Origin of the sequence: Burkholderia sp. BCC1993, assembly GCF_905339865.1 — a bacterium.
GTDB lineage: Bacteria > Pseudomonadota > Gammaproteobacteria > Burkholderiales > Burkholderiaceae > Burkholderia.
In genome coordinates, this window is record NZ_CAJPGZ010000021.1 from 122,997 (window position 1) to 147,679 (window position 24,683).

Genomic DNA, 24,683 nt, shown 5'->3' on the forward strand with positions numbered 1-24,683 from the left:
CCGGCGTCGGCTGCGCCGCAGATGAAACGCGCGGTGGAACACGGTACCATGCCGACTTTCGCAATGCGGACGGCCGCATCGGCGCCTTCATGGCCGCCGTGCGACGACTCGATGGAATCGGACGAAGGGGAAGGGTGCATGACGGCGTGGCTGACGGTAGTGGGCATCGGCGACGACGGCTACGCGGGGCTCGGGCGCGGCGCGCGACGCGCGCTGCTCGAAGCGAAGCGGGTCGTCGGCGCGAAGCGGCACCTCGACATGCTGCCCGCGCGGCTGCCGGCCGAACGCGCCGCGTGGCCGTCGCCGTTCGACCTGTCGGGCCTGCTCGCGCAGCGCGGTTCGCCCGTCTGCGTACTGGCGAGCGGCGACCCGATGCTGTTCGGCGTCGGCGCGACGCTCGCGCGCGAACTGTCCCCCGACGAATGGCGCGTGCTGCCCGCACCGTCGTCGCTGTCGCTGGCGGCCGCGCGGCTCGGCTGGGCGTTGCAGGACGTCGGCGCGGTGTCGCTCGTCGGCCGGCCGCTCGCGACGCTGGCGCGTCACCTGCTGCCGGGCCGGCGCCTGTTCGTGCTGAGCGCCGACGGCCGCACGCCGGCCACGGTCGCCGCCGAACTCGCCGCGCGCGGCTTCGGCCCGACGCGCATCAGCGTGTTCGAGCACCTCGGCGGCCCGCTCGAGCGGCGCATCGACGGGCTCGCGCAAGACTGGCACATCGACGAAACCGCCGCGCTCAATCTCGTCGCGCTGGACTGCCAGGCCGGCCCCGATGCGCCGCGCCGCGCACTCACGCCCGGCCTGCCCGACGACGCGTACCGCCACGACGGCCAGCTCACCAAGCGCGACATGCGCGCGCTGACGCTCGGACGCCTCGCGCCTGCCCCCGGCGAACTGTTGTGGGACGTCGGCGCGGGCAGCGGCTCGATCGGCATCGAGTGGATGCGCGCGCATCCGTCGTGCCAGGCGATCGCGATCGAGTCGCATGCGGAGCGGCAGCGCTTCATCGAGCACAACCGCGACGCGCTCGGCGTACCGGGCCTGCAACTCGTCGTGGGGCGCGCACCCGATGCGCTCGCGGGGCTCGCCGCGCCCGACGCGATCTTCATCGGCGGTGGCGCAACTGCAGCCGGCGTGCTCGACGCGTGCTGGTCGGCGCTGAAACCCGGCGGCCGGCTCGTCGCGAACGCGGTCACGCTGCAGGGCGAGCTGGCGCTCGCCGCCTGGCGCGACGCGCACGGCGGCACGCTCACGCGCGTATCGCTCGCGCACGCCGAGCCGCTCGGCCGCTTCGACACGTGGCGGCAGCCGTTGCCCGTCACGCTGTACGACGTGCGCAAGCCCGCTTCCACGTCGACCGACCTCGCGGACCCTGCCTGATGCGCGACGAAACCCCCGAACAACCGGCACCGCTGCGGTTCGGCTATACGACCGGCAGCTGCGCGACCGCGACGTCGCTCGCCGCCGCACGCCTGCTGCTCGCGGGCCGCGCGGACGATGCGGTCGAGATCGTGTTGCCGAAGGGGCAGCGCGTGATGATGCGGCTCGCGTTCTGCCGGGCCACGGCCGACGGTGCGGAAGCCGGCACGATCAAGGATGCCGGCGACGATCCGGACGTCACGCACGGCGCGCTGATCTTCGCGCGGGTCGCGCTCGCCGCCGCGCCCGGCGTGCGTTTTCACGCAGGGCCGGGGGTCGGCACCGTCACGCGCGCGGGGCTCACGCTGCCGGTCGGCGAACCGGCGATCAATCCGGTGCCGCGCCAGATGATGACCGCGCACCTCGACGCGCTCGCGGCCGAATACGGCTACCCGGGCGGCTTCGACGTGACGATCGGCGTCGAGGGCGGCGAGGCGCTCGCGCTGAAGACGATGAACCCGCGGCTGGGCATCGTCGGCGGCTTGTCGATTCTCGGCACGACCGGCATCGTGCGGCCGTTCTCGTGCTCGGCGTACATCGCGTCGATCCATCAGGGCATCGACGTCGCGCGCGCGAACGGGATCGCGCACATCGCCGCGTGCACGGGCAACGCGAGCGAGGATGCGATGCGTGCGCACTACGGCCTGCCCGACATGGCACTGATCGAAATGGGCGATTTCGCCGGCGCGGTGCTCAAGCACCTGCGCCGCGCGCCGGTCGCGCGCCTGTCGATGTGCGGCGGCTTCGGCAAGCTCAGCAAGCTCGCGGCCGGCCATCTCGACCTGCACAGCCGCCATTCGAGCATCGACCTGCCGCTGCTCGCGCAGTGGGCGGCCGAGGCGGGCGCGAACGACGCGCTGCAGGCCGCGATGCGCGCGGCGAACACCAGCCAGGAAGCGCTGAAGCTCGCGCAGGCCGAAGGCGTGCCGCTCGGCGACCTCGTCTGCGCGCACGCGCTGCGGGTCGCGCGCGACATCGTGCCGCCATCGGTTGCCGTCGAGATGTTCGCGATCGACCGGCAGGGCCGCTTCGTCGGGATCGCACGATGAGCGCGCGGATCCTGCTGCTCGGCGGCACCGGCGACGCGCTGAAGATCGCACGCGCGCTCGGCCCGGAACACGTCTATAGCCTCGCGGGGCTCGGCAAGGTGCCCGACGACTTGCGCTGCGAAGTACGCGTCGGCGGCTTCGGCGGGGCGGCCGGGCTCGCCGCGTATCTGCGCAGTGCCGGCATCGGCCTCGTGATCGACGCCACGCATCCGTATGCCGCGCGCATCAGCGCGAACGCGGCGGCGGCCGCGCGCGACGCAGGCGTGCCGCTGTGGGCGCTGCGCCGCGCGCCGTGGGCGCCGCAGCCCGGCGACGACTGGCGGATGGTCGACGACTGGGCCGGCATCGAGGCGGCGCTCGCGCCGTTCCGGCGGCCGCTGTTCACGCTCGGCCGCGAACCGCTCGCGCATCTCGACGCGATCCCGCCGCACCAGTTCTGGCTGGTGCGCTGCCTCGATGCGCATCCCGGCAACGCGCGCGCGCAGATCGTCGCCGCGCGCGGGCCGTTCACGCTCGAGAATGAACGCGCGCTGTTCGCGCTCGCGGGCATCGACGTCGTCGTCAGCAAGAACAGCGGCGGCGCCGCGACCGAAGCCAAGCTCGACGTCGCGCGCGAACGCCGGCTGCCGGTCGTGATGCTGCGCCGGCCGCCGCTGCCCGACGCCGACCGCGCGTTCGACTCGGCCGCCGCGCTGCTCGATGCACTCGACCCGGCCGCGCGTGCTTGATGTCGCGCGACCCGGCTGACCCATGAATTGACGGAGATTTTTCGATGACGGTGTATTTCATCGGCGCGGGCCCCGGCGACCCGGAGCTGATCACGGTAAAGGGCCAGCGCCTCGTGCGCACGTGCCCGGTGATCCTGTATGCAGGGTCGCTCGTGCCGCCGGCCGTGCTTGACGGCCATCGCGCGGAACAGGTCGTCAATACCGCCGAGCTCGACCTCGACGCGATCGTCGCGCTGCTCGCCGATGCGCATGCGAAAGGGCAGGACGTCGCGCGCGTGCATTCGGGCGATCCGTCGCTGTACGGTGCGATCGGCGAACAGATCCGCCGGCTGAAAGCGCTCGGGATTCCCTATGAAATCGTGCCGGGCGTGACGGCCACGGCCGCCTGCGCGGCGACGCTCGGGGTCGAGCTGACGCTGCCCGGTGTCGCGCAGACGGTGATCCTCACGCGCTTCGCGGGCAAGACGACGATGCCGGAAGGCGAAGCGCTCGGCGCGCTCGCTGCGCATCGCGCGACGCTCGCGATTCACCTCGGCGTGCGGCATCTCGCGCGGATCGTCGACGAAGTGCTGCCGCATTACGGGCCCGCGTGCCCGGTCGCGGTGATCTACCGCGCGAGCTGGCCCGACGAGGAACGCGTGACCGGCACGCTGGCCGACATCGTCGGCAAGGTGCAGGGCACGCAGATCGAACGCACCGCGCTGATCCTGATCGGGCGCGTGCTCGATGCGGAAGGGTTCGCGGATTCGACGCTGTACGCGAGCGGGGGGTGATTACACGTGTACAGAACGCAACGCATTGCGCGTTGCGAGGCATCGCGACAATGGGTTGCCTCGCGCGCCGGGCCGCCGATCAATACCCATCGTCGAACGGCGCTCACCGCATGAACCGGCGCGACCGAATGACAACGGGCAACCCCGCGAGCCGGCCACCGATCAATATCCATCGTCGAACGGCACTGCATGAACCGGCAACGGGCAACCGCGCGCCGGCCACGAACCGGGGCACTCCTTCACGCGCCGCGTCTGAGCGGCGCTACGCGCGCGCGACACGCCGCGCAAACTGCGGCGCGAAGCCGGCCGCCAGCGCGAACAGCACGACGCACAGGCATGCCATCGCGATCCATGCCGGCGTCAGATCCGCGAGATGCTGGCGCACGATGCCGGCCGTGAACGGAAACAACCCGGCGACCAGATAGCCGACGCCCTGCACGAACCCCGTCAGCGATGCCGCATCGGCCGGCGTCGCCGCATGATCGACCGTGACGATCAGCGACAGCGGAAACAGCGCGCCGATCCCCGCACCGAGCAGCAGCGCGGCCGGCATCGCGAGCGTGTCGGGCGCGGCCAGCATCACCAGCAATCCGACGAACAGCGACGCGATCGCCGCGTGCAGCGCGGGCCGGCGGTCGGGCAGGCGGTCGATCGTCGCCGAGATCGCCAGCCCCGCGACGACTTCCGCGAGCGTCACGCCGCCGAGCAGGCTGCCGGCCGCGGTCGGCGACCAGCCGAGCCGCATGTAGTACGGCGGCAGCCATGCGAGCACGAGGGTGTAGGCACCCGTCGCGATCCCGAAGAACATCGCGAGCCGCCAGGCCCGCGGCGAGCGCGACGGCCGCACCTGCATCGGCGGCGCGGCCGTCGGCCCGGACGCCGGTGCGTCGCCGCCACGACTGGCCAGCGGCCACGCGAGCGCCGCGACCGCGGCCGGCAGCGCCCAGCCCGCGAGCGCGACCAGCCAGCCCCAGCGGGCCGCGGCGAACGGCGCGACGACGCTCGCGAGCACCGCGCCGCCCATGATCGACGTCGAATAGACGCCCATGGCGCCGCCGATGCGCGTCGCGAAATGCGCCTTCACGAACCCCGGCAGCAGCGCCTGCACCATCGCGATCCCGATGCCCGCGCAACATGCGCTCGCGAGCAGCAGCCACGCGTGCTGCGCGCCGAACCGCGACGCGCACGCGAGCCCGATCAGCATGACGCCGAGCCATACGCCGCCGGCTATCCCCGTCACGCGCTGCAGCCGCCGCGCGCCGAGCGCGCCCAGGCCCATCAGCAGGATCGGAATCGTGGTCAGCAGGCTCGCCGCGCCGTCGCCGATGCCGGTCGCACGCTGGATCATGTCGAGCAGCGGACCGATCGCGGCCAGCGCGGGCCGCAGGTTCAACCCGACCAGTACGACGGCGGCCAGCCGCCAGCCGGGGGAAATGAAGCGATTCATGATGGAGTGGCCCTCGATATCGGAGCACGACACCTCCGTCAGGCGCGCCGTGCGTTTTCATGTAAAGTATCTCGACATCAAGATAAATGCGTATTTATCTCGACGTCAAGATAACTGGTGAGCCAAGGAGGGTTAATGGATCGAGCCGCGCATGCGCTCGCGCAATGGCGCGTCGAGCGTCCGGATCTGGATGCGTCGTCGATGCTCGTGATGGGACGGCTGCAGGAAGCCGCGCTCGTGATCGCGCGCGACGGTCTCAATCCGCTGTTTGCGCGCTACGGGATGCAGCCGGGCGAATTCGACGTGCTGGCGACGCTGCGGCGCAGCGGCGCGCCGTTCGCGCTGACACCGACCGCGCTGTACGACGCGCTGATGATGTCGTCGGGCGGGATGACCGCGCGCATCGACCGGCTGCAGAAGGCCGGCTGGGTCGAGCGCCGGCCGAACCCGGCCGACGGCCGCGGCACGCTCGTCGCGCTGACCGACGCCGGCCGCGCGCTGATCGACGATGCGGTGGTCGCGCACGTCGACAATCAGCGCGCGATGCTGGCCGCGCTGTCGGAGGCGGAGCAGGCGCAACTTGCGGCATTGCTCGAAAAGCTGCTGGCGGGATTGGGAGGAGAAGCGTCGGCGTCGGCTGCCAGGTAGCGCCGCCGCATCGTCACGAAGAACGAACGCGACGAGCGGGACATGGAAACACCGAAAGGAAGCGCGCGAAAGGAAGCGAGAGAACCGCCCGCCGCGCGCTGCGGCGGGCCGGACAAACGGCGGGCCGCACCGGGTGCGCCCGCCGCGCGGCTCAGCCGCGTGCCGGGATGTTGAGCCCGCGCGCGACGGCCGGACGCGCGACGAACGCGTCGAGCGCCCGCGCGACATGCCGGAACTCGCTGAAGCCGACGAGATCGCCCGCCTCGTAGAACCCGACCAGGTTGCGCACCCACGGGAAGATCGCGATGTCGGCAATCGTGTACGTATCGCCCATCACCCACTTGCGGTTCGCGAGATGCGCGTCGAGCACGCCGAGCAGGCGCTTCGATTCGGCGACGTAGCGGTCGCGCGGACGCTTGTCCTCGTAGTCGCGGCCCGCGAACTTGTGGAAGAAGCCGACCTGGCCGAACATCGGGCCGATGCCGCCCATCTGGAACATTACCCACTGGATCGTCTCGTAGCGGCCCGCCAGATCCTTCGGGATCAGCTGGCCCGTCTTGTCCGCGAGATAGATCAGGATCGCGCCGGATTCGAACAGCGCCAGCGGCCGGCCGTCGGGGCCGTTCGGATCGATGATCGCCGGGATCTTGTTGTTCGGGTTCAGCGACAGGAATTCGGGCGACAGCTGGTCGTTCGTGTCGAAGCGCACGAGGTGCGGCTCGTACGGCAGGCCGGTTTCCTCGAGCATGATCGACACCTTGACGCCGTTCGGCGTCGGCAGCGAGTACAGCTGGAGACGGTCGGGATGCTGGGCCGGCCATTTTTTCGTGATCGGGAAGGCGGACAGATCGGGCATGGAGGTTCGCTCGTCAACGTGGAGGATCCGCGCCCCGTCGGCCTGCCGCGCGTCGCCGGCAGCCCCTGACACGGCGGCAGGAACGGGGCGAAACGCATCGACCGGCGGGCGGGGCGCGCCGAAGACGCCCACTGTAGCCGATCCCCGCGATCGCTGCAGACGGCGGCCGCGCGTCGTGTCCGTGCGCCGCCGCGCACATCGCGCCTGCCTATTTCGATCAGCCGCCCCAACAGACGACGCATCGACGTGTCGCGAACAGATGCCTGTGGACATAACGCCAAGCCCTACGCGCTGCGGCACCCGTGCCACACCGCACCGCACCGTCAGAAGTTGTGTCGCAGCCCGACCATCGCCGCGGTCGTGCCGACCCCGGGCGCGACCGGCTGTCCGTACACGAGCATCTGGTTCATCGTGCCGCGGTTGTTCACGTGGCCGACCTGCGCATAGACCATCGACCGCTTCGACAGGCTGTAGTCGGCCGTGAGCACGACGGCCGTCGAGCGGTTTTCAGAACGGTTGCGGTCCTTCAGGTAATACACCGCCGACGTCACCTGCAACGTGGGCGTGAACCGATAGCCGACGCCCGCCGACAGCATGTCGAGGTTCACCTTGTCCGCATGCGACGGATTCCGGCCGTTGCCGTACGACGCCGACACCGAGAAATCGCGGATCGTGTATTTCGCGCCGACGTAGATGAAGCGGTTGTTGTCGACGCCGGTCGGCGCGACACCCGGCGCCGGATTCGTGTCGTGGCCGTTGTAGTAGACGGCCGACGCGTTGAGCCCGTAGTTCGAATACCGCAGCACGACCGATTCGCGCGTGCCGCCCTGGAACTGCCCGGCGACGCCGCCGGGCGCGTATTCGAGCGCGATCGACGCGCCCGCGAACGTCGGCGACTGATAGACGAGCGCATTGCTGTCGTACAGCGCGCCGATCGCGCCGTTGGTGCTCGTCCCCGGCCAGCCGGCCGCGGTGTTCAGGCCGAGCCACGCGGTCAGCACGCTGCCGAAGAACTGCGCGTTGCGCACGTCGGTGTCGGCCATCGCGTAGATCATCGGCACGATCTGCCGGCCGGCCGTGAAGGTGCCGAACGGCCCGGACACGCCGAGCGATGCAACCTGGTTGAAGATCGCGACAGCGCCCGGCGTGTCGCTCAGCTGCATCCTGCCGGTGCCGCTGTCGAACGAGCCCTGCAGCTTGAAGTTGACCTTGTAGCCGCCGCCGATGTCCTCGCTGCCCTTGATGCCCCAGAAGCTCGAATAGATGCCGCCGTCCTTCATGCGGAACACCTTGCCGGTGTTCGGCGCGTTCGGGCCGAACGACGCGGCCGACGTGCTCTGGTACAGCAGGCCCGTGTCGACCACCCCGTACAGCGTGACGGAGGATTGCGCGTGCGCGAGCGCCGCACTGCCGGCAAGCGCCGCGAGCGCGGCCAGTTTCGTCTTCATCGAAGTCTCCAGGATCGTAATGGACCGCACGGGATCGAGCCCGGGCGGGTAAAGCGGGGGAAGCATCGAGGCAGGCGGGAAGGCGCGGGATGCGGCGCCGGTGCGAGCCGTGCGGAAAGACTACGCAACGGCGCGCGGCCGCTCCCCCCCATGCGCGGGGGGCAGGGTTGCGGAGAATCGGAGGGGGGCCCGGGCGACGCGGTTGTCATCAACGGCCGGGCAAGGCCGATCAAGGCCAGTTCAGGCGAGTTGAGGCCGGTTCGGACGTGCGCAGGCGGGCAACGCGCGCGTCAAGGCGCGCTTTCGAGCAACCCGAGCACCAGCGCGCGGCGCACCGCGTGCTTGCGCGAGCTGGCGTCCAGCTTGCCGAACAGGTTCTTCAGGTGCCACTTCACGGTTTCCTCGCCGACGGCGAGCGCCACCGCGATCTCCTTGTTCGACAGGTTGCGCGCGAGCAGCTCGAGGATCGCGCGCTCCTTGGGCGTCAGCACGACGCTCGGCACCGCGCGCGGGCTGGCCGTGCGGCGCGGCGCGGGCGGCACGATGCGCGGCTGCGGCTGCGCGGGCCGGGCGGGTCCGTCGCCCGCGGCCGTCTCGTCGCCGATGCGGCGCGCCCAGTCGGCGACGGCCGGATGCGCGTCGGCAAGTGTGCGCGTGAGGCCGAACATGTCCGCGAGGTTCATCGCCTCGTCGAGCAGCGCGCGGCCGCCGTGCCCGGACTGTTCGAGCGCGAACGCGCTGAGCGCCATGATCTCGATGCGCTCGCGTCCCATGCTCATTTCGCGGGCCAGCACGGCGGCTTCGTCGAGCGCCGCGCATGCATCGTCCCAGCGGCGCGCGGCAAGCGCGGCGCCCGCGTGCGCCATCGCCTGCAGCAGCACGACGGGGCGCCGCCACAGCGGCCCGTGCGACGGAAACTCGGCCGCGGCGATCGCATCGATCCGCTCGACCAGCGCATGGCAGGTCGCCTCGCGATAGCGCGCCGCGTGAATGCGCACCTGCTCCGCGAGGCTCGCGACCGACAGGCGCGGCAGCCGGCGCGCGACGCCCATCGCGTCGAGCGCCTCGAGCAGGTCGATCGCGCGATGCTCGACGCCGCGCAGCAGCGCAATGCGCGCGGCCGTCCGGTAGCCGAGCAGCACGGTGTCGGGCGTGCCCGCGTGCTCGAGCACGTCGAGCCGGTTCGCGAGCAGCGCGGCGGCCTGGTCGACGCGATCGGCTTCGCAGGCGATCGCCGCGCACATCGCCGCGAGCATGCAGGTCAGCGGATGGCGGCGCCCCAGATCGGCTTCCGCGCGCGCGAGCGCCGGCGACAACGCGTCGTCCGCGAGCCGGATCTGGCCTTCGCGCAGGTAGCTCAGGCCGGTGATCAGCTCGCCCCAGCGCGCGACGTAGCCGAACCCGGCCGCCGTCGCGCCGCGCGGCGCGGCCTGCTGGAAGCGGCGCGCCTGCGCCGGTTCGCCGACGATGATCGCGCGCGCCGACAGGCGGTTCGCATGCATCTGCGCAAGCCACGTCGCCGCGGGCGGCGTGAAGTCGGCCCACGGTTCGAACAGCTCGACGAAATGGTCGATTTCGTCCGCGTAGTAGGCCGCCGCACTGAGGATCAGCGCGCATTCGTAGCGCATCGCGGCCGGCGTGCCGGGGTCGGCCAGGATGCCGGCGATCTGGCGCCGCGCCTCGACATGGCGCTCGCCGAGCGCCAGCGCCCACGCGACCGCGATCCGCAGCGTCGGACGCTTGTCGAGTTCCGCAGCGGGCAGCAGCGCGAGCCAGTCGAGCACGTCGTTGATGCGGCCCTGCTTGATCGCGCCCTCGAGGCAGCGCTGTGCGAGCGCGTATGCCGTCTCGAACTGGCCGGCCGCATACGCGTGGCGCGCCGCTTCCTCCGTCATCCCGTGCGCGTCGAGCCACGCGGCCGCGCGTGCGTGCAGCGCGCTGCGGTCCGCTTCGGCGCTCGCCGTCAGACGGTCGCGCAGCGTATCGCGCACGAGCGGATGCAGCCGGCACCAGTCGGAAGCGTCGGACGCGATGAACAGCGGCGTGTCCCGCGCGAGCCGTGCGAGCCGGTTGGGGGCAGCCGCGTCGTCGAGCAGCGCGGCGCACAGCGACGGATGCAGGCGGTCGGCAACGCTCGTGCGTGTCAGGAACGCGGTGTCGTCGGCCGACAAATTCGCGAGCAGCAGTTCGACGAGCCGGTCGCGGGTGCCGTCCATGCGCGCGGCGAGCGCATCGACGGCCTGGCGCGGATCGGCCGAGCGCGCCATCGCGGCCATCGCGAGCTGCAGCCCGAGCGGCCAGCCGTCGACGCGCTCGAACAGCCGCGCGCACGCGTCGGCATCGACCCGCTGCGCAAAGCGCGCGCCGACCAGCGCGATCGTCTCGTCGAGCGTGAAGCGCAGCCAGTCGGGGCCCGCGAGCGTGCATTGCCCGCCGGCGAGCAGGTCGCCGGCCGCGTGATCGAGCCCGCGCCGGGCCGCGACGACCACCCGCAGGTTCTGCGGCGCGTTGTGCAGCACGTAGGTCAGCGCGTCGAGGCCGGCGGCGGGCAGCCGCTCCGCGTCGTCGACGATCAGCAGCGCGTCGATCGACAGTTGCGCGACTTCGGCCAGCCACGCGGTCAGCCCCTCCAGCGCGCGGGCCGCGCCGTCCGGAATCAGGCGCCCGAAGGCGGGCCGCACGCAACCGGTGCGCACCGCCTGCACGAGCCCCTGCAGCAGGCGCGGCGCGTCGTCGCGCTCGTCGGCGGACAGCCACACGACCGCGCGGCCGAGCGCGAGCGATTCGCGCCGCCATTGCGCGAGCAGCGAAGTCTTGCCGTAGCCGGCCGGCGCCTGCACGAGCGTGACGGGCCGGGCGTCGAACGCCGCCGCGGCGAGGCTCAGCCGCGCGCGCGCGAGCAACTGCGCCGGCACGCGCGGCGCGGTCGTCTTCAGCACGAGTTCGGTGGGGGGCGCGTCGGCGCGATCGGGTGGGTGGGCCATCGGGGCAGCAGTCGGAATCCGGCGCTGCCGTGCAGGCCGGCGTCCGGGGTGGGCGTGGGGGGAAGGATCGGCCGAACCGCGTTCGCGCGTCAATCCCCCCCGCGGCGAGTGGGGCCGCGCCGCCGCCCGGCCGATAGCATGGGTTCCGAGGCGTGACGAACGCGATTGACGAATGCAACGGGGAGGGGCCATGAACATCGTATCGACCGGCGCGCGCCGCAGCGCGCCGAGCGCCGGATAAACGGAGCGGCACGATGTATCGCCATCTGCTCGTGACGGTCGACGGCGTGCCCGGCGGCATCGACGCGATCGGCCATGCGCTCGAACTGGCGCGTGCGGTCGGCGCGCGGGTCACGTTCGTGCTGTCCGGCGCGGCGCCGCAATCGCCCGGCTCCGACTCGCGTTTATCCGGAGCGCGGATGCCGGAACACGGTGCGAAAGTGGAAGCCGCCGCACGGGCGCAGGGCCTGTCCCATTCGATCGCGGCGGCCGGCGATCCGGCGGCCGGCCGCACGTCGCCCGCCACGCTCGCCGGCGAGCTCGGCTGCGACCTGATCGGCGTCGCGGCGCTGCCGCACGATGCCGATGCCGGCGCGGCCGCGCAACGGCGGTTGCTGCTCGCGTCGAGCGGCGTGCCGGTGCTCGTGTGCCCGGCACGGCGTGCGCCGGCAGAGGCGCGCGTGATGGCCCGCTGTCTCGCCGCGCATCGCGCGCTCGGCGCGCAGTTGCAGGCGCTGACGATGGTGAGCGAAGACCCGGACACGACAACGCGGCCGGCCGCCGACGCAGACCGCACGCTGGCGGTGCGTGCCGCGTTGGCGTCGCTCGCGGCGCTGCAGGACGCGCGTTTCGGCACGTCCGCCGAAGCACGCCTGTGCGCGGCATTGCGCAGGCGGACGGAGAGCAGCGCGGCCGAACTCGACGAGCTCGACCGCCAGCGGCGCCGCGATGCGCACGCGCTCGACGCGCTGGCGCGGCTCGCCGCCGACGGCTTGCCGTCGGCCGCGTTCGATGCCGCGCTCGCCGTCTATGCGCGCGGCGCGTTCGAGCAGATGGGGCGCATGGAAGGCGTGATTTTCCCGGCCGCGCGGCGCTATTTGGGCGACGCCGACTGGACCGAACTGGACGCGCCCCCGGCGAGCGGCTCAGCCGCGACGACGCCGGGCGCGGACGAACCCGACGATGCGTGACGCGCATCCGACTGAAACCCTACGGAGAACCAGATGGCACATGCAGTGCGATTCCACGAAACCGGCGGCCCCGACGTGCTGCGCTGCGAAGCGGTCGAAGTCGGCGACCCGGGCGCGGGGCAGGTCCGCCTGCGGCACGAGGCCGTCGGCCTGAACTTCGCCGACACGTATTTCCGCAGCGGCCTGTATCCGGTGCCGCTGCCGGCCGGCATCGGCGTCGAGGCCGCCGGCGTGGTCGAAGCCGTCGGCCCCGGCGTGACGAACGTCGCCGCCGGCGACCGGGTGACCTACACCGGCTTCCTGAACACGCTCGGCGCGTACAGCACCGAACGGCTGATCGCCGCCGCGCCGCTCGTGAAGCTGCCGGCCGGGATCGCCTGCGAAACGGCCGCGGCGATGACGATGCGCGGCCTGACGTCGGCCTACCTGTTGCGCCGCATCCACGCGTTCGCGCCGGGCGACACGATCCTGCTGCACGCGGCCGCGGGCGGCGTCGGGCTGATCGTGTCGCAATGGGCGAAGCTGCTCGGGCTCACGGTGATCGGCACCGTGTCGAGCGAACGCAAGGCCGCGATCGCCCGCGCACACGGCTGCGACCATACGATCGACTACAGCCGCGAGGACGTCGCGAAGCGCGTGCGCGAACTGACTGGCGGCGCGGGCGTCGACGTCGTGTTCGACAGCGTCGGCAAGGACACCTTCGAAGGCTCGCTCGATTCGCTGAAGCGGCGCGGGCTGATGGTCTGCGTCGGCACCGCGTCGGGCCCGATCCCGCCGTTCGACCCGCAGCGCCTCGCGATGAAGGGTTCGCTGTACCTGACGCGCCCGGCGCTGGCCGACTACATCGCCGATCCGGCCGAGAAGAACGACCTGGCCGGCGAGCTGTTCGCGCACGTCGCGGCCGGCCGCATCCGGATCGAGATCAACCAGCGTTATGCGCTGCAGGACGCGGCGCAGGCGCACCGCGATCTCGAGTCGCGCAAGACGACCGGCTCGTCGGTATTCATCGTCTGAGGAGACGCGCATGCGAGTCGAACCCCTGACCTGTGCGATCGGCGCGGAGCTGCTGGACGTGAGCCTCGCCGACGCCGTGCACGACGACGGCCTGTTCGCCGAAATCCGCACGCAGCTGCTGCGCCATCGCGTGCTGTTCCTGCGCGACCAGGACATCACGCGTGCCGAGCACGTCGCGTTCGCGCGCCGCTTCGGCGAGCTCGAGGATCATCCGGTCGCCGGCAGCGACCCCGAGCACCCGGGGCTCGTGCGGATCTACAAGTCGCCCGACCAACCGAACGACCGCTACGAGAATGCGTGGCACAGCGATGCGAGCTGGCGCGTGGCGCCGCCGTTCGGCTGCGTGCTGCGCTGCATCGACGGTCCGCCGGTTGGCGGCGACACGATGTGGGCGAACATGGTGCTCGCGTACGCGCACCTGCCGGAACACGTGAAGCAGCAGATCGAAGACTTGCGCGCGCGTCACAGCATCGAGGCGAGCTTCGGCGCGGCGATGCCGATCGACCGGCGCCTCGCGCTGAAGGCGCAATACCCGGACGCCGAGCATCCGGTCGTGCGCACGCATCCCGAAACCGGCGAGAAGGTGCTGTACGTGAACGCGTTCACCACGCATTTCACGAACTTCCATACTCCCGCGCGCGTGCGCGTCGGGCAGGACGCGAATCCGGGCGCCGGCCAGCTGCTGCAGTACCTGATCAGCCAGGCTTACATCCCCGAATACCAGGTGCGCTGGCGCTGGAAGAAGAACAGCGTCGCGATCTGGGACAACCGCAGCACCCAGCATTACGCGGTGATGGACTACCCGCCGTGCGTGCGCAGGATGGAGCGCGCGGGCATCGTCGGCGACGTGCCGTTCTGAGCGCGCCCGCACCTTAACCGACTCGCAACCCTGTACACGACGCGCCGGGCCCGCCGCCCGGCACGGCGGGATACGCACGCCCGTACGCCCCGAACACAACGATTCCCACTGGAGGACGACATGCAATTTCTCGACGATTCGCTGCACCCGGAAAACCAGGACAAGGTAGTCATCACGGTCGCGCCGTACGGCCCAGAATGGATGCCCGCCGATTTTCCGGAAGACATTCCGGTGACGATGGACGAGCACGTGCAGAAGGCCGTCGACTGCTACAACGCGGGCGCGACGGTGCTGCACCTGCACGTGCGCGAGCTCGACGGCAAGGGCAGCAAGCGGCTGTCGAAATTCAACGAGTTGCTCGGCCGGCTGCGCGAGGCGGTGCCCGACATGATCCTGCAGGTCGGCGGCTCGATCTCGTTCGCGCCGGAAGGCGACGGCGCCGAGGCGAAATGGCTGTCCGACGACACGCGCCACATGCTCGCCGAGCTGACGCCGAAGCCCGACCAGGTGACGGTCGCGATCAACACCGTGCAGATGAACATCACCGAGCTGATGAACCGCAAGGACATCGCCGGCACCTCGCTGAACGACGCCGCACTGTGGGACGCGTACCGCGAGATGACCGTGCCGGCCGGCCCCGGCTGGGTCGACGAGCACCTGCGCCGGCTGCAGGCGGCCGGCATCCAGCCGCATTTCCAGCTCACCGGCATGCACGCGCTCGAGACGCTCGAGCGGATCATCCGCCGCGGCGTCTATCGCGGGCCGCTGAACGTCACGTGGGTCGGCATCGGCGGCGGCTTCGACGGCCCGAATCCGTACAACTTCATGGAATTCGTGCGGCGCTGCCCGGACGGCGCGTGCATCACGCTCGAATCGCTGATGAAGAACGTGCTGCCGATCAACACGGTCGCGATGGCGCTGGGCCTGCATCCGCGCTGCGGGATCGAGGACACGATCATCGACCAGAAGGGCAACCGGATGACGTCGGTGCAGCAGGTCGAGCAGTGCGCGCGGATCGCGCGCGAACTCGGGCGCGAGATCGCCACCGGCAAGGAGGCGAAGGCGATCTACCGGATCGGCGTGCAGTACGACGGCGTCGACGAGACGCTCGCGCAGCTCGGGATGGCACCGAACCGCCGGCCGGGCCAGCTGAGCGTGCCGCTGCGCGCGGCCTGACGCACCGGGCAACCGTGCAACCGGGCGGCCCGCGAGCGCCGCCCGCCGATCGATGTGGCGCGGCACCCACCCTCGCGCCGTGCGCGAGGCAAGCTCCGACGAACGGAGCGGGGCCGCGCAAGCCGCGCCGGCGCGTTGCCGCACCGGTGCCGGAGGAGACACGCATGCTGATTCATCACGTCGAGCCGTCGCTGCAGGACGTGGCGGCCACCGGGCGGCGCGCGCCGGCCTATGCCTGGCTCGTGTTCGGGCTGACCGTCGGCCTGCTGCTGTCGGACTACATGTCGCGGCAGGTGCTCAATGCCGTGTTTCCGCTGCTCAAGCACGCGTGGGGACTGTCGGACACGCAGCTGGGCTCGCTGTCCGGCGTCGTCGCGCTGCTGGTCGGCCTGCTGACGTTTCCGCTGTCGGTGCTCGCGGACCGCTTCGGCCGCGTGCGCAGCATCGTGCTGATGGCCGCGCTGTGGAGCGTCGCGACACTCGGCTGCGCGCTGTCGACCAACTACGCCGAAATGCTCGTGTCGCGCGGCCTCGTCGGGCTCGGCGAAGCCGCGTACGGCAGCGTCGGCGTCGCGCTGATCCTCAGCATCTTTCCGGCCCGGCTGCGCGCGACGCTGACCGGTGCGTTCATGGCCGGCGGCGCGTTCGGCTCCGTGTTCGGGATGGCGCTCGGCGGCCTCGTCGGCGCGCATCTCGGCTGGCGCTGGTCGTTCGGCGTGATGGCTGCGCTCGGCATCGTGCTGCTCGTCGCGTACCGCGGCGTGGTCACCGAACGGCGGCTCGCGGCCTGCCGCATCGAACCGTGCCGGCCCCATGCCGATGCGCCGCGCGACCTGCGCGGCAGTGTGCACGCGCTGATGTCGGGGCTGTTTGCATCGCGCTCGGTGATCTGCGCGTATGTCGGCAGCGGGCTGCACCTGTTCGTGCCCGGCGCGCTGTTCGCGTGGCTGCCGAGCTACCTGAACCGTTATTACGCGATGGCGCCGGACCGCGCCGCGGTGCTCGCGGCCGGCTTCGTGCTGCTGTCGGGCGTCGGGATGGTCGGCTGCGGGATCGTCACCGACCGTGTCGGCAAGACCGACGGCAAGCGCAAGTGGCTGACCGCGATCGCGTATTGCGTGCTGACCGGCGTGTGCCTCGCGATCGCGTTCCGGCTGCCGCCCGGGCCGCTGCAACTCGCGCTGATCTGCGCGGGCATGCTGGTCGGTGCGGGCGCGTCCGGCGCATCGGGCGCGATGGTCGCGAACCTGACGCCCGCCGCGATCCACGCATCGGCGTTCGCGACGCTCACGCTCGCCAACAACCTGCTCGGCATGGCGCCGGGCCCGCTGCTGACGGGGTGGGTCGCCGATCGCGCCGGCCTCGTCGGCGCACTGCAATGGATTCCCGTCGTACCGTTCGCGGCCGCCGTGCTGTTCGCGCTCGGACGCGTGAGCTACGCGGCCGATCTCGCGCGCGTCGAACGCGAACGGCGCGCGTCCCACCTTTCCTGAACCGAACCCTCCCGGAGGCTGCATGACCCTGGCGACCGCGCCCACCATCCTGATCGTGCCCGGCTTGCGCGATCACGTCGAAGACCATTGGCAAACACATCTGCAACGACGCCTGCCGAACGCACGGTCCGTCGCGCCGCTCGAAGCCGACAAGCTGAGCCGCGCGGCGCGCGTCGCGGCGCTCGATGCGGCGCTGGCCGCGATCGACGGCCCCGTGATTCTGGTCGCGCACAGCGCGGGGGTGATGATTACGGTGCACTGGGCACGGCAGGCCACGCGCAAGATCCACGGCGCGCTGCTCGCGGCGCCGGCCGATCTCGATACGCCGATGCCAGCTGGTTATCCGGCGCCGGAAGCGATCGCCGCGAATGGCTGGACGCCGGTACCGACCGGGCGGCTGCCGTTTCCGAGCCTCGTCGCCGCGAGCCGCAACGATCCGCTCGCGCGCTTCGAACGCGTCGAAGTGCTGGCGGCAGGGTGGGGCAGCAAGCTCGTCGATCTCGGCGAGGTGGGGCACCTTAATCCGGCGTCCGGGTACGGCGAGTGGCGGGATGCGGAGCGGCTGATCGGGGAGGTGATCGCGCTCGGTGCGGCCTGAGCGCCATCGGCAACGCGCCGCGCACGATTCCCTGCCGGCGCGTCCATGTGAACCGATTCCATTTGAGCGCCCATTGATATACGACGTCCTAACACGCCGCGTGTCCGTCGCCATGTCGCGCCACGAAATCCTTCAATCAGCAAATCCTCGGCAAACGGAAGGTTTCTGTTAGGGAAATTCCCGCCCCGCGCCAGTCGGTTTTTTGTTGACCGACATCGTATAACACCGTCATGATTTCCTGAAAAGAAAGGTCCCATCCACCGACCGAAGTGAGGAGACATGAACGCCACCCCGATCGCTCGCCGTGTCCGCCGGATCGCACTCGCCCTGGGTTTCACGCTGTCGGCCGCGGCAGCCGTTGCCGCACCCGTATCGCTGAACGTCGTCGACGTCGCGGGCAACCTGCAGCTCACGCAGAAGGCCATCGAGGCGTTCAAGGAGAAGAACCCGAATCTCGTCGCGAACGTCACGTTCACGAACGCGCCCGCGCCGCAGCTGCCGGGCAAGATCAAGGCGATGCAGGCGGTGGGGCGCGCCGACATCGATCTCGTGCTGACCGGCACCGACGCGCTGGCCGCCGGCATCGAGCAGAACCTGTGGCTGAAGCTGCTGCCCGACAACGCTGGCGCGTTCCCCGGCGTGCTCGACCGGTACGCGCCCGGCCCGCGCAAGATGCAGGATGTCGCGCAGGGCTTCGGCCTCGAAGTGACCTACATGCCGGCCGGCCCGCTGCTCGAATACAACCCGGCGAAGGTCAGCGACCCGCCGAAGACGCCCGAACAGCTGCTCGCGTGGTGCAAGGCGCATCCGAACAAGCTGATCTACGCGCGCCCGGCGAACTCGGGCCCCGGCCGCACGTTCCTGATGGGGCTGCCGTACGTGCTCGGCGACAAGAACCCGCAGGATCCGATCAACGGCTGGGACAAGACCTGGGCGTTCCTGAAGCAGCTCAACGACTGCGTGCCGTACTACCCGGGCGGCACGTCGGCGGTGATGAAGGAGCTCGGCGAAGGCACGCGCGACATGACCGTGACCGTCACCGGCTGGGACCTCAACCCGCGCGCGCTCGGCATCGTGCCGGCCGAGTTCCGGATCCAGGCGTTCGACAACATGACGTGGGTCAACGACGCGCACTACATGGTGATTCCGAAGGGCGTGGCGAAGGACAAGCTCGACGTGCTGTTCAAGCTGATGAACTTCCTGCTCGAACCGGCGCAGCAGGCGATGACCTACGACGACGGCTACTTCTATCCGGGCCCGGCGGTGAAGGGCGTGACGCTCGAGATGGCGCCCGCGCACAGCCAGGAAGTGATCAGGAAGTTCGGCCGCCCCGAGTACGCGAAGCTGCTCGCGGAGCGTCCGCACGTGCAGCCGCTCAACGCGCAGGCGATGGTCGCCGCGTTCCAGAAGTGGGACCGCGAGATCGGGTCGCAGAAGTCGAAATGACGGATGAACCCGCGGGCGCCGCGGCGCCCGCGCCGACGGAGTTCGCGTAATGAAGCACAGTTTCGAACGGTTGCGGCTCGACGGCGTGTGCCGCAGCTTCACCAATGCGGAGGGCGCGCAGGTCGCCGCACTGAGCGGGCTCGATCTCGACATCCGGCGCGGCGAGTTCATCGCGCTGCTCGGTCCGTCGGGCTGCGGCAAGTCGACCGCGCTGAACTGCATCGCCGGGCTGCAGCCGCTCACGAGCGGCGGCATCTGGCTCGACGACACGCGCATCGACGTGCTGCCGCCCGAGCGCCGCGGCTTCGGCATGGTGTTCCAGAACTACGCGCTGTTTCCGCACATGTCGGTGCTCGAGAACGTCGGCTTCGGGCTGAAGATGCGCGGCGTGCCGAAGCAGGAAACGCGGCGGCGCGCGCAGCAGGCGCTCGAACTCGTGCAACTCGTCGGCCACGAGGGCAAGCTGCCCGGGCAGCTGTCGGGCGGGCAGCAGCAGCGCGTCGCGATCGCGCGCGCGATCGTCATCGAGCCGCCGCTGGTGCTGATGGACGAGCCGCTGTCGAACCTCGACACGAAGCTGCGCATCGAGATGCGCGCCGAGATCCGCCGCATCCACACGCAACTCGAACGCGCGACGATCTACGTGACGCACGACCAGGACGAGGCGCTGTCGATGGCCGACCGGATCGTCGTGATGAAGGAGGGCGTCGTGCAGCAGGTCGCGTCGCCGAAGGACGTGTACACGCGCCCGCACAACCTGCACGTCGCGCGCTTCATGGGCTATCGCAACGTGCTGCCGTTCACGCTCGAAGGCATGGCCGGCGATTACGTGAACGTCGCCGCCGCGGGTGTGCGCATCACCGGCGTGCCGATGGCGGGCTTCGACGGCAAGGACGTCGTGGTCGCGCTGCGCCCCGACGACATCGAGCGCGCGGAAGCAGGGGCCGACAACGCCTTCGACGCGACCGTCGAAACGGTCGAATACGGCGGCCGCGACTCGCTCATTCGCGCGCTCACGCCGTTCGGCCCGATCTGGGCGCGCGTCGCCGGCGAATTCGCGGAGGGCGAACGGCTGCGGCTGCGCGTGAGCCCGGCGCGCACGCTCGTCTATGCAGGAGACGCGCGATGAACGGCCGCGGCGCCGCGTGCGCGGCAGCGCGCGCCCGGGAGGCCAGCATGAAAACCATCCCCGATCGCCGCCGGACTCACATTCTTGCGCAACGGAATGCTTCTGTCGGGCACTGTCGAAACAGCACTTGCAAAGGCAGGGCCGCATGAGCACGCTCGCGACTGGCGGCGCGCCGCGCGACGCGAAGGCGTGGCTCGTCACGCCCGCGCTCGCGTTCATCGTCGCGCTGTTCATCTATCCGTTCGCGTACGGCCTCGTGCTGTCGTTCCAGCCGACGAACGGCGGCGGCGTGCTCGCGAACTACGTGCAGTTCTTCACCGACACCGCGATGTGGCCGACCGTGCTCGTCACGCTGAAGCTCGCGGTGCCGGCGACGCTGATCAACGTCGGCATCGCGGTGCCCGTCGCGTTCGCGCTGCGCCGCAACTCGCCGTACCAGAAGTTCGTCACGACGCTGCTCGTGATTCCCGTCACGCTCGGCACGGTGCTCGTCGCCGACGGGATGCTCACGTACTTCGGCCCGAACGGCTGGTTCCCGCAGGCGCTGCAAGGGCTGCACCTGTACACCGACGAGGTGCGCCTCACGCACAACTACTGGGGCGTGCTGCTGTCGCTGATCGTGTCGGGCTTTCCGTTCGCGTTCCTGCTGATGCTGTCGTACATCAGCGGCATCGACCCGACGCTCGCGCGCGCCGCGGCCACGCTCGGCGCGAACCCGTGGCAGCAGTTCCGGCGGATCTACCTGCCGCTGCTCGTGCCGGGGCTCACGATGGCCGCGTGCCTGTCGTTCGTGCAGGCGTTCTCGGTGTTCCCGTCGGCCGTGCTGCTCGGCGCGCCGGCCGGGCCGACGCGAGTGATCTCGATCGCGGCCGCCGAAGCCGCGTTCGAGAGCTACGACTATTCGCTCGCGTCGGCGATCGCGATCGTGATGGGCTTCGTGCAGCTGCTGGTGGTCGCGGCGATGCTCGGCGCGCGCCGCTTCTTCTATACCGGACCGGTCACGGGAGGCAAGGGCTGATGGCGACCGACAATCATGCCGCGCCGGCGTGGCCGCCGAAGCACAGCCCGCCCGGCGCGCAGCCCGTCAACGCGATGAAGCCGCGCAAGCTGCGCGGCAGCCTCGCCGGCCGCGCGTGGCAGGCGCTCGTGTGGGGGCTGATGGCGTTCTTCCTGCTGAACGTGATGCTGCTGATCGCGACCGTCGCGGTGAACTCGGTCGCGACGCGCTGGTTCGGCACACCGCTGCCGCAGGGCTTCACGCTGCACTGGTATGCGAAGGCGTGGGAAGACTTCCAGCTCGCGAGCGTGCTGTGGGTGACGGTCGAAGTGGTCGGCGCGGTGGTGCTGCTGTCGGTCGCGCTCGGCGTGCCGGCCGCCTATGCGCTCGCGCGCGTGCAATTTCGCGGCAAGCGCTTCGCGCTGCTGGTGTTCCTGCTGCCGCTGATGGTGCCGCCCGTCACGTACGGGATTCCGATGGCGACCGTGATGTACAAGGTCGGGCTCGCGGGCACGCTGCCGGGCGTGATCCTCGCGAACCTGGTACCGGCGCTGCCGTTCGTGATCCTCGTGATGACGCCGTTCATCGAGCAGATCGATCCGAACCTCGAGGCCGCCGCGCGCATCTTCGGCGCGAACACGTGGCGCTATTTCCGCTACGTGCTGCTGCCGCTGCTGGTGCCCGGCATGCTCGCGGCAGGGTTGCTCGTGCTGGTGCGCACGATCGGAATGTTCGAGCTGACCTTCTTCACCGCGGGCCCGAGCACGCAGACGCTTGTCGTCGCGCTGTATTACGCGGTGTTCTCGACCGGCGTGCGCGCGCCGCAGTCGATCGACGCGATGGCGATGATCTACATGGCCATCACGCTCGTGTGGGTCGTGATCGCGCTGCAGTTCGTGAGCCCGACGCAGCTCGTGAGTCGCGTGAAGCAGGAGCGGCAGTAGGCGTCCACGTGTGGTGGCGTGCGTTAACGCGACTCAACGCGAAGGACAGCGGCGGCGCAGCGATGCAGGCGGTGCGCCGATGCTTGCGCGCGCCATCCGTGCAATTGGTTACAAATGGATACCGCGAACCCTGCACGGACGTTGCAGACTACGCAGCGTACCGGCCCGGCGATACGTTCGCTCGCATCGCCGCATGCCGCCCGACGTTCACCCGATTCGCGGAGTTCCATGAAGTTTCCCACGCTGCTGACGCTCGGCTGTGCCGCCACGCTGCTTGCCGCCTGCAACCTGCTCCACGACGGCCCCGGATCGAGCGACGTTGATGCCGCGGTGCGCCGCGCGCTCGAAGCGGAAAACCACGGCGGCCTGAATGCGCTGTTCGGCCAGCCGCTTCCCGTGTCGGCCGACGTGATCTCCGCGAAACCCGACGGCGACTGCAGGAAGGTCGGTGAACGGACCTACACGTGCGACGTCGTGGTCACGTGGCGCAACCACGATTACGCGCCGTCGCGCGCGAACCTGACCTTCGTCAAGGCCGCCGACGGTTCGTGGCAGACCTCGGGCGTCGACGCGGCCATCGCGACCGGCGCCGCCAAATCGCTGATCGACAGGATCGGCAAGGCGTGGCCCGGCAACGCGGCGAGCGGCGCATCGGCGCCGCAGTGACGCGGCCGGCGACGGGCTTCGTCGCGCTTTCTTCAGAGGACGGTCCCGGCGAGCGGGACCGTAGCGTTCTCCACCGGACCGCTGGCGGACTGCGCGAACGGCCCGGCGGGCGCCGCGACCGCGGCGGCGCCCCATCTTGTTCGACCCGCGCTTGAGCCCGGATTAGCGGCAAAAAAGGGCACAAACGCGACCGGGTATCGGTCGAACCCATCCTCGGTATGCGGATCGACATATAGGGAAAACCCTTAATTCGAGCTATAATCACGGCCTAGAAGAAAGGTCGAACCATGCCCGAACGTCTCCAATCCCTTGAAAAATTTGTGTTTTCCCTGGTCGTGATGTCCGCGGTCTTCTGCTCCGCATTCCTCGCGTACGAGCGTCACCCCGAGATCAAGATCGCGCTGCACGAAGGCGAAGCGCTGATGCGCGAAAGCGCCAAGTATTCGGTCATCTGCTCGCCGTCCAAGGTCGATCCTTGCGTCGAGATGTCCGCTTACTGATCGATCTTCGCGTCGAGGCTCGCGCGCCGGTCGGCGCGCGGCAACGAACGGCGTCCTGGGCACCATTTCATCAGTTTCGGACTCGTCCTACAGATTTGGCGGCCTGAATTCCTTGAAGTAGAGCCCGTCAGGAATTCAGAAACCGGCCGCAAGATAGGGCGGATGCACGAACCCGTAACGTGCCGAGTCGCTGGCGTAAGCAGCGCCCATTCCGTCGGCCCCGCTTCGAGCGATCGAGCGGGGCCGCTCCATTTGCACGGCCCATCTGCGCACCCCATTTACACGGCCCTGATTGCACGGCCCGAATTCGCGCGGTCCGCAGGTTCGGTCCGCAGCGACAGGCGTCACACCACGTGCCGCGGTTCGCCGCGCGCGAACGCGGCAACGTTGTCGACGAGCTGGTCGGCCAGTGCCCGCATCGCTTCGTCGCTCGCCCACGCGACATGCGGCGTCAGGATGAACGCCGGATGCGACAGGATCGCGTGGAACGGATGCGCGGCCGGCAGCGGCTCCTGCGTGACCACGTCGAAGCCGGCGCCTGAAATCTGCCCCGACTGCAGCGCGTCGACGAGTGCGCCTTCATCCACGAGCCCGCCGCGTGCGGTGTTGATCAGCAGCGGCCGGCGCGCCATCCGCGCGAACGCGGCCGCGTTGATCAGACCGCGGGTCGCCGGCGTGAGCGGGCAGTGCAGCGTGATCACGTCGCTGTCGTGCAGCAGCGTGTCGAGCGGCACATGCCCGGCGCCCCGCGCATCGCCGTGCGCGGCGAACAGCACGCGCATGCCGAGCGCGCGGGCGATGCCGGCCACCGCACGGCCGAGCACGCCGTCACCGACGATCCCGAGCGTCGCGCCGGCCAGGTCGCGGATCGGATGATCGAAGAAGCAGAACTGTCCGCTCTCGAGCCAGCGCCCCGCGCGCACCGCGTCGCGATACGCGACGAGGCTGCGCCGCAGCGCGAAGATCAGCGCGAACGTGTGCTCGGGCACCGTGCGCACCGCATACCCGCGAATGTTGCTGACGACGATGCCGCGCGCGGCGCACGCATCGAGATCGACGATGTCGGTACCCGTCGCGGCGATCGCGATCATTTTCAGGTGCGGCGCACGGTCGAGCGCCGTCGCGTCAAGCCGGACCTTGTTGGTCACGACGATGTCCGCGTCGCCGATACGCGCGGCCACTTCGTCCGCGGCCGTCCGTTCGAAGGTCCGGAGCGCGTGCGGAAACGGAAACGGCTTCAGCACGGTCTGCGGCGACAGCGTCGCGCGGTCGAGAAACACGATCTGCGCGGGAGAGGAACTGGAAAACATGGCGGGCCTCGCTGA

The 24,683-nt window shown here is 70.4% G+C and carries 22 protein-coding genes; 17 read left to right on the forward strand and 5 right to left on the reverse strand.

Annotation, left to right across the window (positions count from 1 at the left end):
• Positions 1-138: 138 nt before the first annotated feature.
• Genes cbiE through cobM form a run of 4 tightly spaced genes read left to right on the forward strand, consistent with a single transcriptional unit; the run spans position 139 to position 3,963 of the window.
• The gene (cbiE, locus tag U4Y91_RS30785; protein WP_321808216.1) at positions 139-1,374 is read left to right on the forward strand and encodes a precorrin-6y C5,15-methyltransferase (decarboxylating) subunit CbiE; all 1,236 of its coding nucleotides are present in this window, start codon (positions 139-141) and stop codon (positions 1,372-1,374) included.
• Positions 1,374-2,462 carry a cobalt-precorrin-5B (C(1))-methyltransferase gene (locus U4Y91_RS30790; protein WP_321808217.1) on the forward strand — a complete coding sequence of 363 codons (1,089 nt, stop codon included), beginning with the start codon at positions 1,374-1,376 and terminating at the stop codon, positions 2,460-2,462. Before cbiE ends, U4Y91_RS30790 begins: the two co-directional genes overlap by 1 nt.
• Positions 2,459-3,190, forward strand: a complete 732-nt coding sequence (locus U4Y91_RS30795; RefSeq protein ID WP_321808218.1) for a cobalt-precorrin-6A reductase — start codon at positions 2,459-2,461, stop codon at positions 3,188-3,190. Before U4Y91_RS30790 ends, U4Y91_RS30795 begins: the two co-directional genes overlap by 4 nt.
• Before the next feature lie 44 nt (positions 3,191-3,234).
• A complete protein-coding gene (cobM, locus tag U4Y91_RS30800) occupies positions 3,235-3,963 on the forward strand; it encodes a precorrin-4 C(11)-methyltransferase (protein WP_321808219.1) in 729 nt (242 codons plus the stop codon).
• A gap of 262 nt (positions 3,964-4,225) precedes the next feature.
• On the opposite strand, the gene U4Y91_RS30805 is transcribed toward cobM, so the two are convergent.
• Positions 4,226-5,410, reverse strand: a complete 1,185-nt coding sequence (locus U4Y91_RS30805; protein ID WP_321808220.1) for an MFS transporter — start codon at positions 5,408-5,410, stop codon at positions 4,226-4,228.
• Between the two features lie 135 nt (positions 5,411-5,545).
• Here U4Y91_RS30805 and U4Y91_RS30810 point away from each other — a divergent pair, with 135 nt between their 5' ends.
• Positions 5,546-6,058, forward strand: coding sequence for a MarR family transcriptional regulator (locus tag U4Y91_RS30810; protein WP_321808221.1), 513 nt, complete (start codon positions 5,546-5,548; stop codon positions 6,056-6,058).
• Between the two features lie 151 nt (positions 6,059-6,209).
• Here the strand turns inward: U4Y91_RS30810 and U4Y91_RS30815 are convergent, their stop codons facing one another.
• The 3 genes from U4Y91_RS30815 to U4Y91_RS30825 all read right to left on the reverse strand — a co-directional run bounded on the left by U4Y91_RS30815 (position 6,210) and on the right by U4Y91_RS30825 (position 11,346).
• Positions 6,210-6,914 (reverse strand): glutathione S-transferase N-terminal domain-containing protein, encoded by a 705-nt coding sequence (locus U4Y91_RS30815; protein ID WP_321808222.1) that lies wholly within the window; start codon positions 6,912-6,914, stop codon positions 6,210-6,212.
• Positions 6,915-7,237: 323 nt separating this feature from the next.
• Positions 7,238-8,362: a porin gene (locus tag U4Y91_RS30820; protein ID WP_321808223.1), complete on the reverse strand. Its 1,125-nt coding sequence runs from the start codon at positions 8,360-8,362 to the stop codon at positions 7,238-7,240.
• Positions 8,363-8,652: 290 nt separating this feature from the next.
• Entirely contained in the window at positions 8,653-11,346 is a 2,694-nt protein-coding gene (locus U4Y91_RS30825; protein WP_321808224.1) for a LuxR C-terminal-related transcriptional regulator, read from the reverse strand.
• Positions 11,347-11,600: 254 nt separating this feature from the next.
• Here U4Y91_RS30825 and U4Y91_RS30830 point away from each other — a divergent pair, with 254 nt between their 5' ends.
• From U4Y91_RS30830 to U4Y91_RS30885, 12 genes are all read left to right on the forward strand, one after another.
• Positions 11,601-12,536 carry a universal stress protein gene (locus tag U4Y91_RS30830; protein WP_321808225.1) on the forward strand — a complete coding sequence of 312 codons (936 nt, stop codon included), beginning with the start codon at positions 11,601-11,603 and terminating at the stop codon, positions 12,534-12,536.
• A 33-nt stretch (positions 12,537-12,569) separates the two neighbouring features.
• The gene (locus tag U4Y91_RS30835) at positions 12,570-13,550 is read left to right on the forward strand and encodes a quinone oxidoreductase (protein WP_321808226.1); all 981 of its coding nucleotides are present in this window, start codon (positions 12,570-12,572) and stop codon (positions 13,548-13,550) included.
• A 10-nt stretch (positions 13,551-13,560) separates the two neighbouring features.
• Positions 13,561-14,409 (forward strand): TauD/TfdA dioxygenase family protein, encoded by an 849-nt coding sequence (locus U4Y91_RS30840; RefSeq protein ID WP_321808227.1) that lies wholly within the window; start codon positions 13,561-13,563, stop codon positions 14,407-14,409.
• A 120-nt stretch (positions 14,410-14,529) separates the two neighbouring features.
• The gene (locus U4Y91_RS30845) at positions 14,530-15,585 is read left to right on the forward strand and encodes a 3-keto-5-aminohexanoate cleavage protein (RefSeq protein ID WP_321808228.1); all 1,056 of its coding nucleotides are present in this window, start codon (positions 14,530-14,532) and stop codon (positions 15,583-15,585) included.
• A gap of 164 nt (positions 15,586-15,749) precedes the next feature.
• Positions 15,750-17,078, forward strand: coding sequence for an MFS transporter (locus tag U4Y91_RS30850; protein ID WP_321808229.1), 1,329 nt, complete (start codon positions 15,750-15,752; stop codon positions 17,076-17,078).
• Between the two features lie 22 nt (positions 17,079-17,100).
• Complete coding sequence (locus U4Y91_RS30855) at positions 17,101-17,676, forward strand: RBBP9/YdeN family alpha/beta hydrolase (protein ID WP_321808230.1); 576 nt, start codon at positions 17,101-17,103, stop codon at positions 17,674-17,676.
• 279 nt (positions 17,677-17,955) lie between these two features.
• Entirely contained in the window at positions 17,956-19,122 is a 1,167-nt protein-coding gene (locus U4Y91_RS30860; protein WP_321808231.1) for an ABC transporter substrate-binding protein, read from the forward strand.
• Between the two features lie 49 nt (positions 19,123-19,171).
• Complete coding sequence (locus U4Y91_RS30865) at positions 19,172-20,251, forward strand: ABC transporter ATP-binding protein (protein ID WP_321808232.1); 1,080 nt, start codon at positions 19,172-19,174, stop codon at positions 20,249-20,251.
• Positions 20,252-20,396: 145 nt separating this feature from the next.
• Complete coding sequence (locus U4Y91_RS30870) at positions 20,397-21,269, forward strand: sugar ABC transporter permease (RefSeq protein WP_321808233.1); 873 nt, start codon at positions 20,397-20,399, stop codon at positions 21,267-21,269.
• Positions 21,269-22,192 (forward strand): ABC transporter permease, encoded by a 924-nt coding sequence (locus tag U4Y91_RS30875; RefSeq protein ID WP_321808234.1) that lies wholly within the window; start codon positions 21,269-21,271, stop codon positions 22,190-22,192. Before U4Y91_RS30870 ends, U4Y91_RS30875 begins: the two co-directional genes overlap by 1 nt.
• A 228-nt stretch (positions 22,193-22,420) precedes the next feature.
• Positions 22,421-22,858, forward strand: coding sequence for a hypothetical protein (locus U4Y91_RS30880; RefSeq protein WP_124485474.1), 438 nt, complete (start codon positions 22,421-22,423; stop codon positions 22,856-22,858).
• A gap of 287 nt (positions 22,859-23,145) precedes the next feature.
• A complete protein-coding gene (locus U4Y91_RS30885; protein WP_044843526.1) occupies positions 23,146-23,358 on the forward strand; it encodes a hypothetical protein in 213 nt (70 codons plus the stop codon).
• Between the two features lie 344 nt (positions 23,359-23,702).
• On the opposite strand, the gene U4Y91_RS30890 is transcribed toward U4Y91_RS30885, so the two are convergent.
• The gene (locus tag U4Y91_RS30890) at positions 23,703-24,668 is read right to left on the reverse strand and encodes a D-2-hydroxyacid dehydrogenase (protein WP_321808235.1); all 966 of its coding nucleotides are present in this window, start codon (positions 24,666-24,668) and stop codon (positions 23,703-23,705) included.
• Between the last annotated feature and the right edge of the window lie 15 nt (positions 24,669-24,683).

Bases quoted from the DNA above. Each gene is read 5' to 3' on its own strand.
- U4Y91_RS30810 (WP_321808221.1), top strand. From the start codon at position 5,546: ATGGATCGAGCCGCGCATGCGCTCGCGCAATGGCGCGTCGAGCGTCCG.
- U4Y91_RS30870 (WP_321808233.1), top strand. From the start codon at position 20,397: ATGAGCACGCTCGCGACTGGCGGCGCGCCGCGCGACGCGAAGGCGTGG.
- U4Y91_RS30885 (WP_044843526.1), top strand. From the start codon at position 23,146: ATGCCCGAACGTCTCCAATCCCTTGAAAAATTTGTGTTTTCCCTGGTC.
- U4Y91_RS30795 (WP_321808218.1), top strand. From the start codon at position 2,459: ATGAGCGCGCGGATCCTGCTGCTCGGCGGCACCGGCGACGCGCTGAAG.
- U4Y91_RS30790 (WP_321808217.1), top strand. From the start codon at position 1,374: ATGCGCGACGAAACCCCCGAACAACCGGCACCGCTGCGGTTCGGCTAT.
- cbiE (WP_321808216.1), top strand. From the start codon at position 139: ATGACGGCGTGGCTGACGGTAGTGGGCATCGGCGACGACGGCTACGCG.
- U4Y91_RS30875 (WP_321808234.1), top strand. From the start codon at position 21,269: ATGGCGACCGACAATCATGCCGCGCCGGCGTGGCCGCCGAAGCACAGC.
- cobM (WP_321808219.1), top strand. From the start codon at position 3,235: ATGACGGTGTATTTCATCGGCGCGGGCCCCGGCGACCCGGAGCTGATC.
- U4Y91_RS30880 (WP_124485474.1), top strand. From the start codon at position 22,421: ATGAAGTTTCCCACGCTGCTGACGCTCGGCTGTGCCGCCACGCTGCTT.
- U4Y91_RS30815 (WP_321808222.1), bottom strand. From the start codon at position 6,914: ATGCCCGATCTGTCCGCCTTCCCGATCACGAAAAAATGGCCGGCCCAG.
- U4Y91_RS30805 (WP_321808220.1), bottom strand. From the start codon at position 5,410: ATGAATCGCTTCATTTCCCCCGGCTGGCGGCTGGCCGCCGTCGTACTG.
- U4Y91_RS30845 (WP_321808228.1), top strand. From the start codon at position 14,530: ATGCAATTTCTCGACGATTCGCTGCACCCGGAAAACCAGGACAAGGTA.
- U4Y91_RS30835 (WP_321808226.1), top strand. From the start codon at position 12,570: ATGGCACATGCAGTGCGATTCCACGAAACCGGCGGCCCCGACGTGCTG.
- U4Y91_RS30850 (WP_321808229.1), top strand. From the start codon at position 15,750: ATGCTGATTCATCACGTCGAGCCGTCGCTGCAGGACGTGGCGGCCACC.
- U4Y91_RS30855 (WP_321808230.1), top strand. From the start codon at position 17,101: ATGACCCTGGCGACCGCGCCCACCATCCTGATCGTGCCCGGCTTGCGC.
- U4Y91_RS30830 (WP_321808225.1), top strand. From the start codon at position 11,601: ATGTATCGCCATCTGCTCGTGACGGTCGACGGCGTGCCCGGCGGCATC.
- U4Y91_RS30840 (WP_321808227.1), top strand. From the start codon at position 13,561: ATGCGAGTCGAACCCCTGACCTGTGCGATCGGCGCGGAGCTGCTGGAC.
- U4Y91_RS30890 (WP_321808235.1), bottom strand. From the start codon at position 24,668: ATGTTTTCCAGTTCCTCTCCCGCGCAGATCGTGTTTCTCGACCGCGCG.
- U4Y91_RS30860 (WP_321808231.1), top strand. From the start codon at position 17,956: ATGAACGCCACCCCGATCGCTCGCCGTGTCCGCCGGATCGCACTCGCC.
- U4Y91_RS30825 (WP_321808224.1), bottom strand. From the start codon at position 11,346: ATGGCCCACCCACCCGATCGCGCCGACGCGCCCCCCACCGAACTCGTG.
- U4Y91_RS30820 (WP_321808223.1), bottom strand. From the start codon at position 8,362: ATGAAGACGAAACTGGCCGCGCTCGCGGCGCTTGCCGGCAGTGCGGCG.
- U4Y91_RS30865 (WP_321808232.1), top strand. From the start codon at position 19,172: ATGAAGCACAGTTTCGAACGGTTGCGGCTCGACGGCGTGTGCCGCAGC.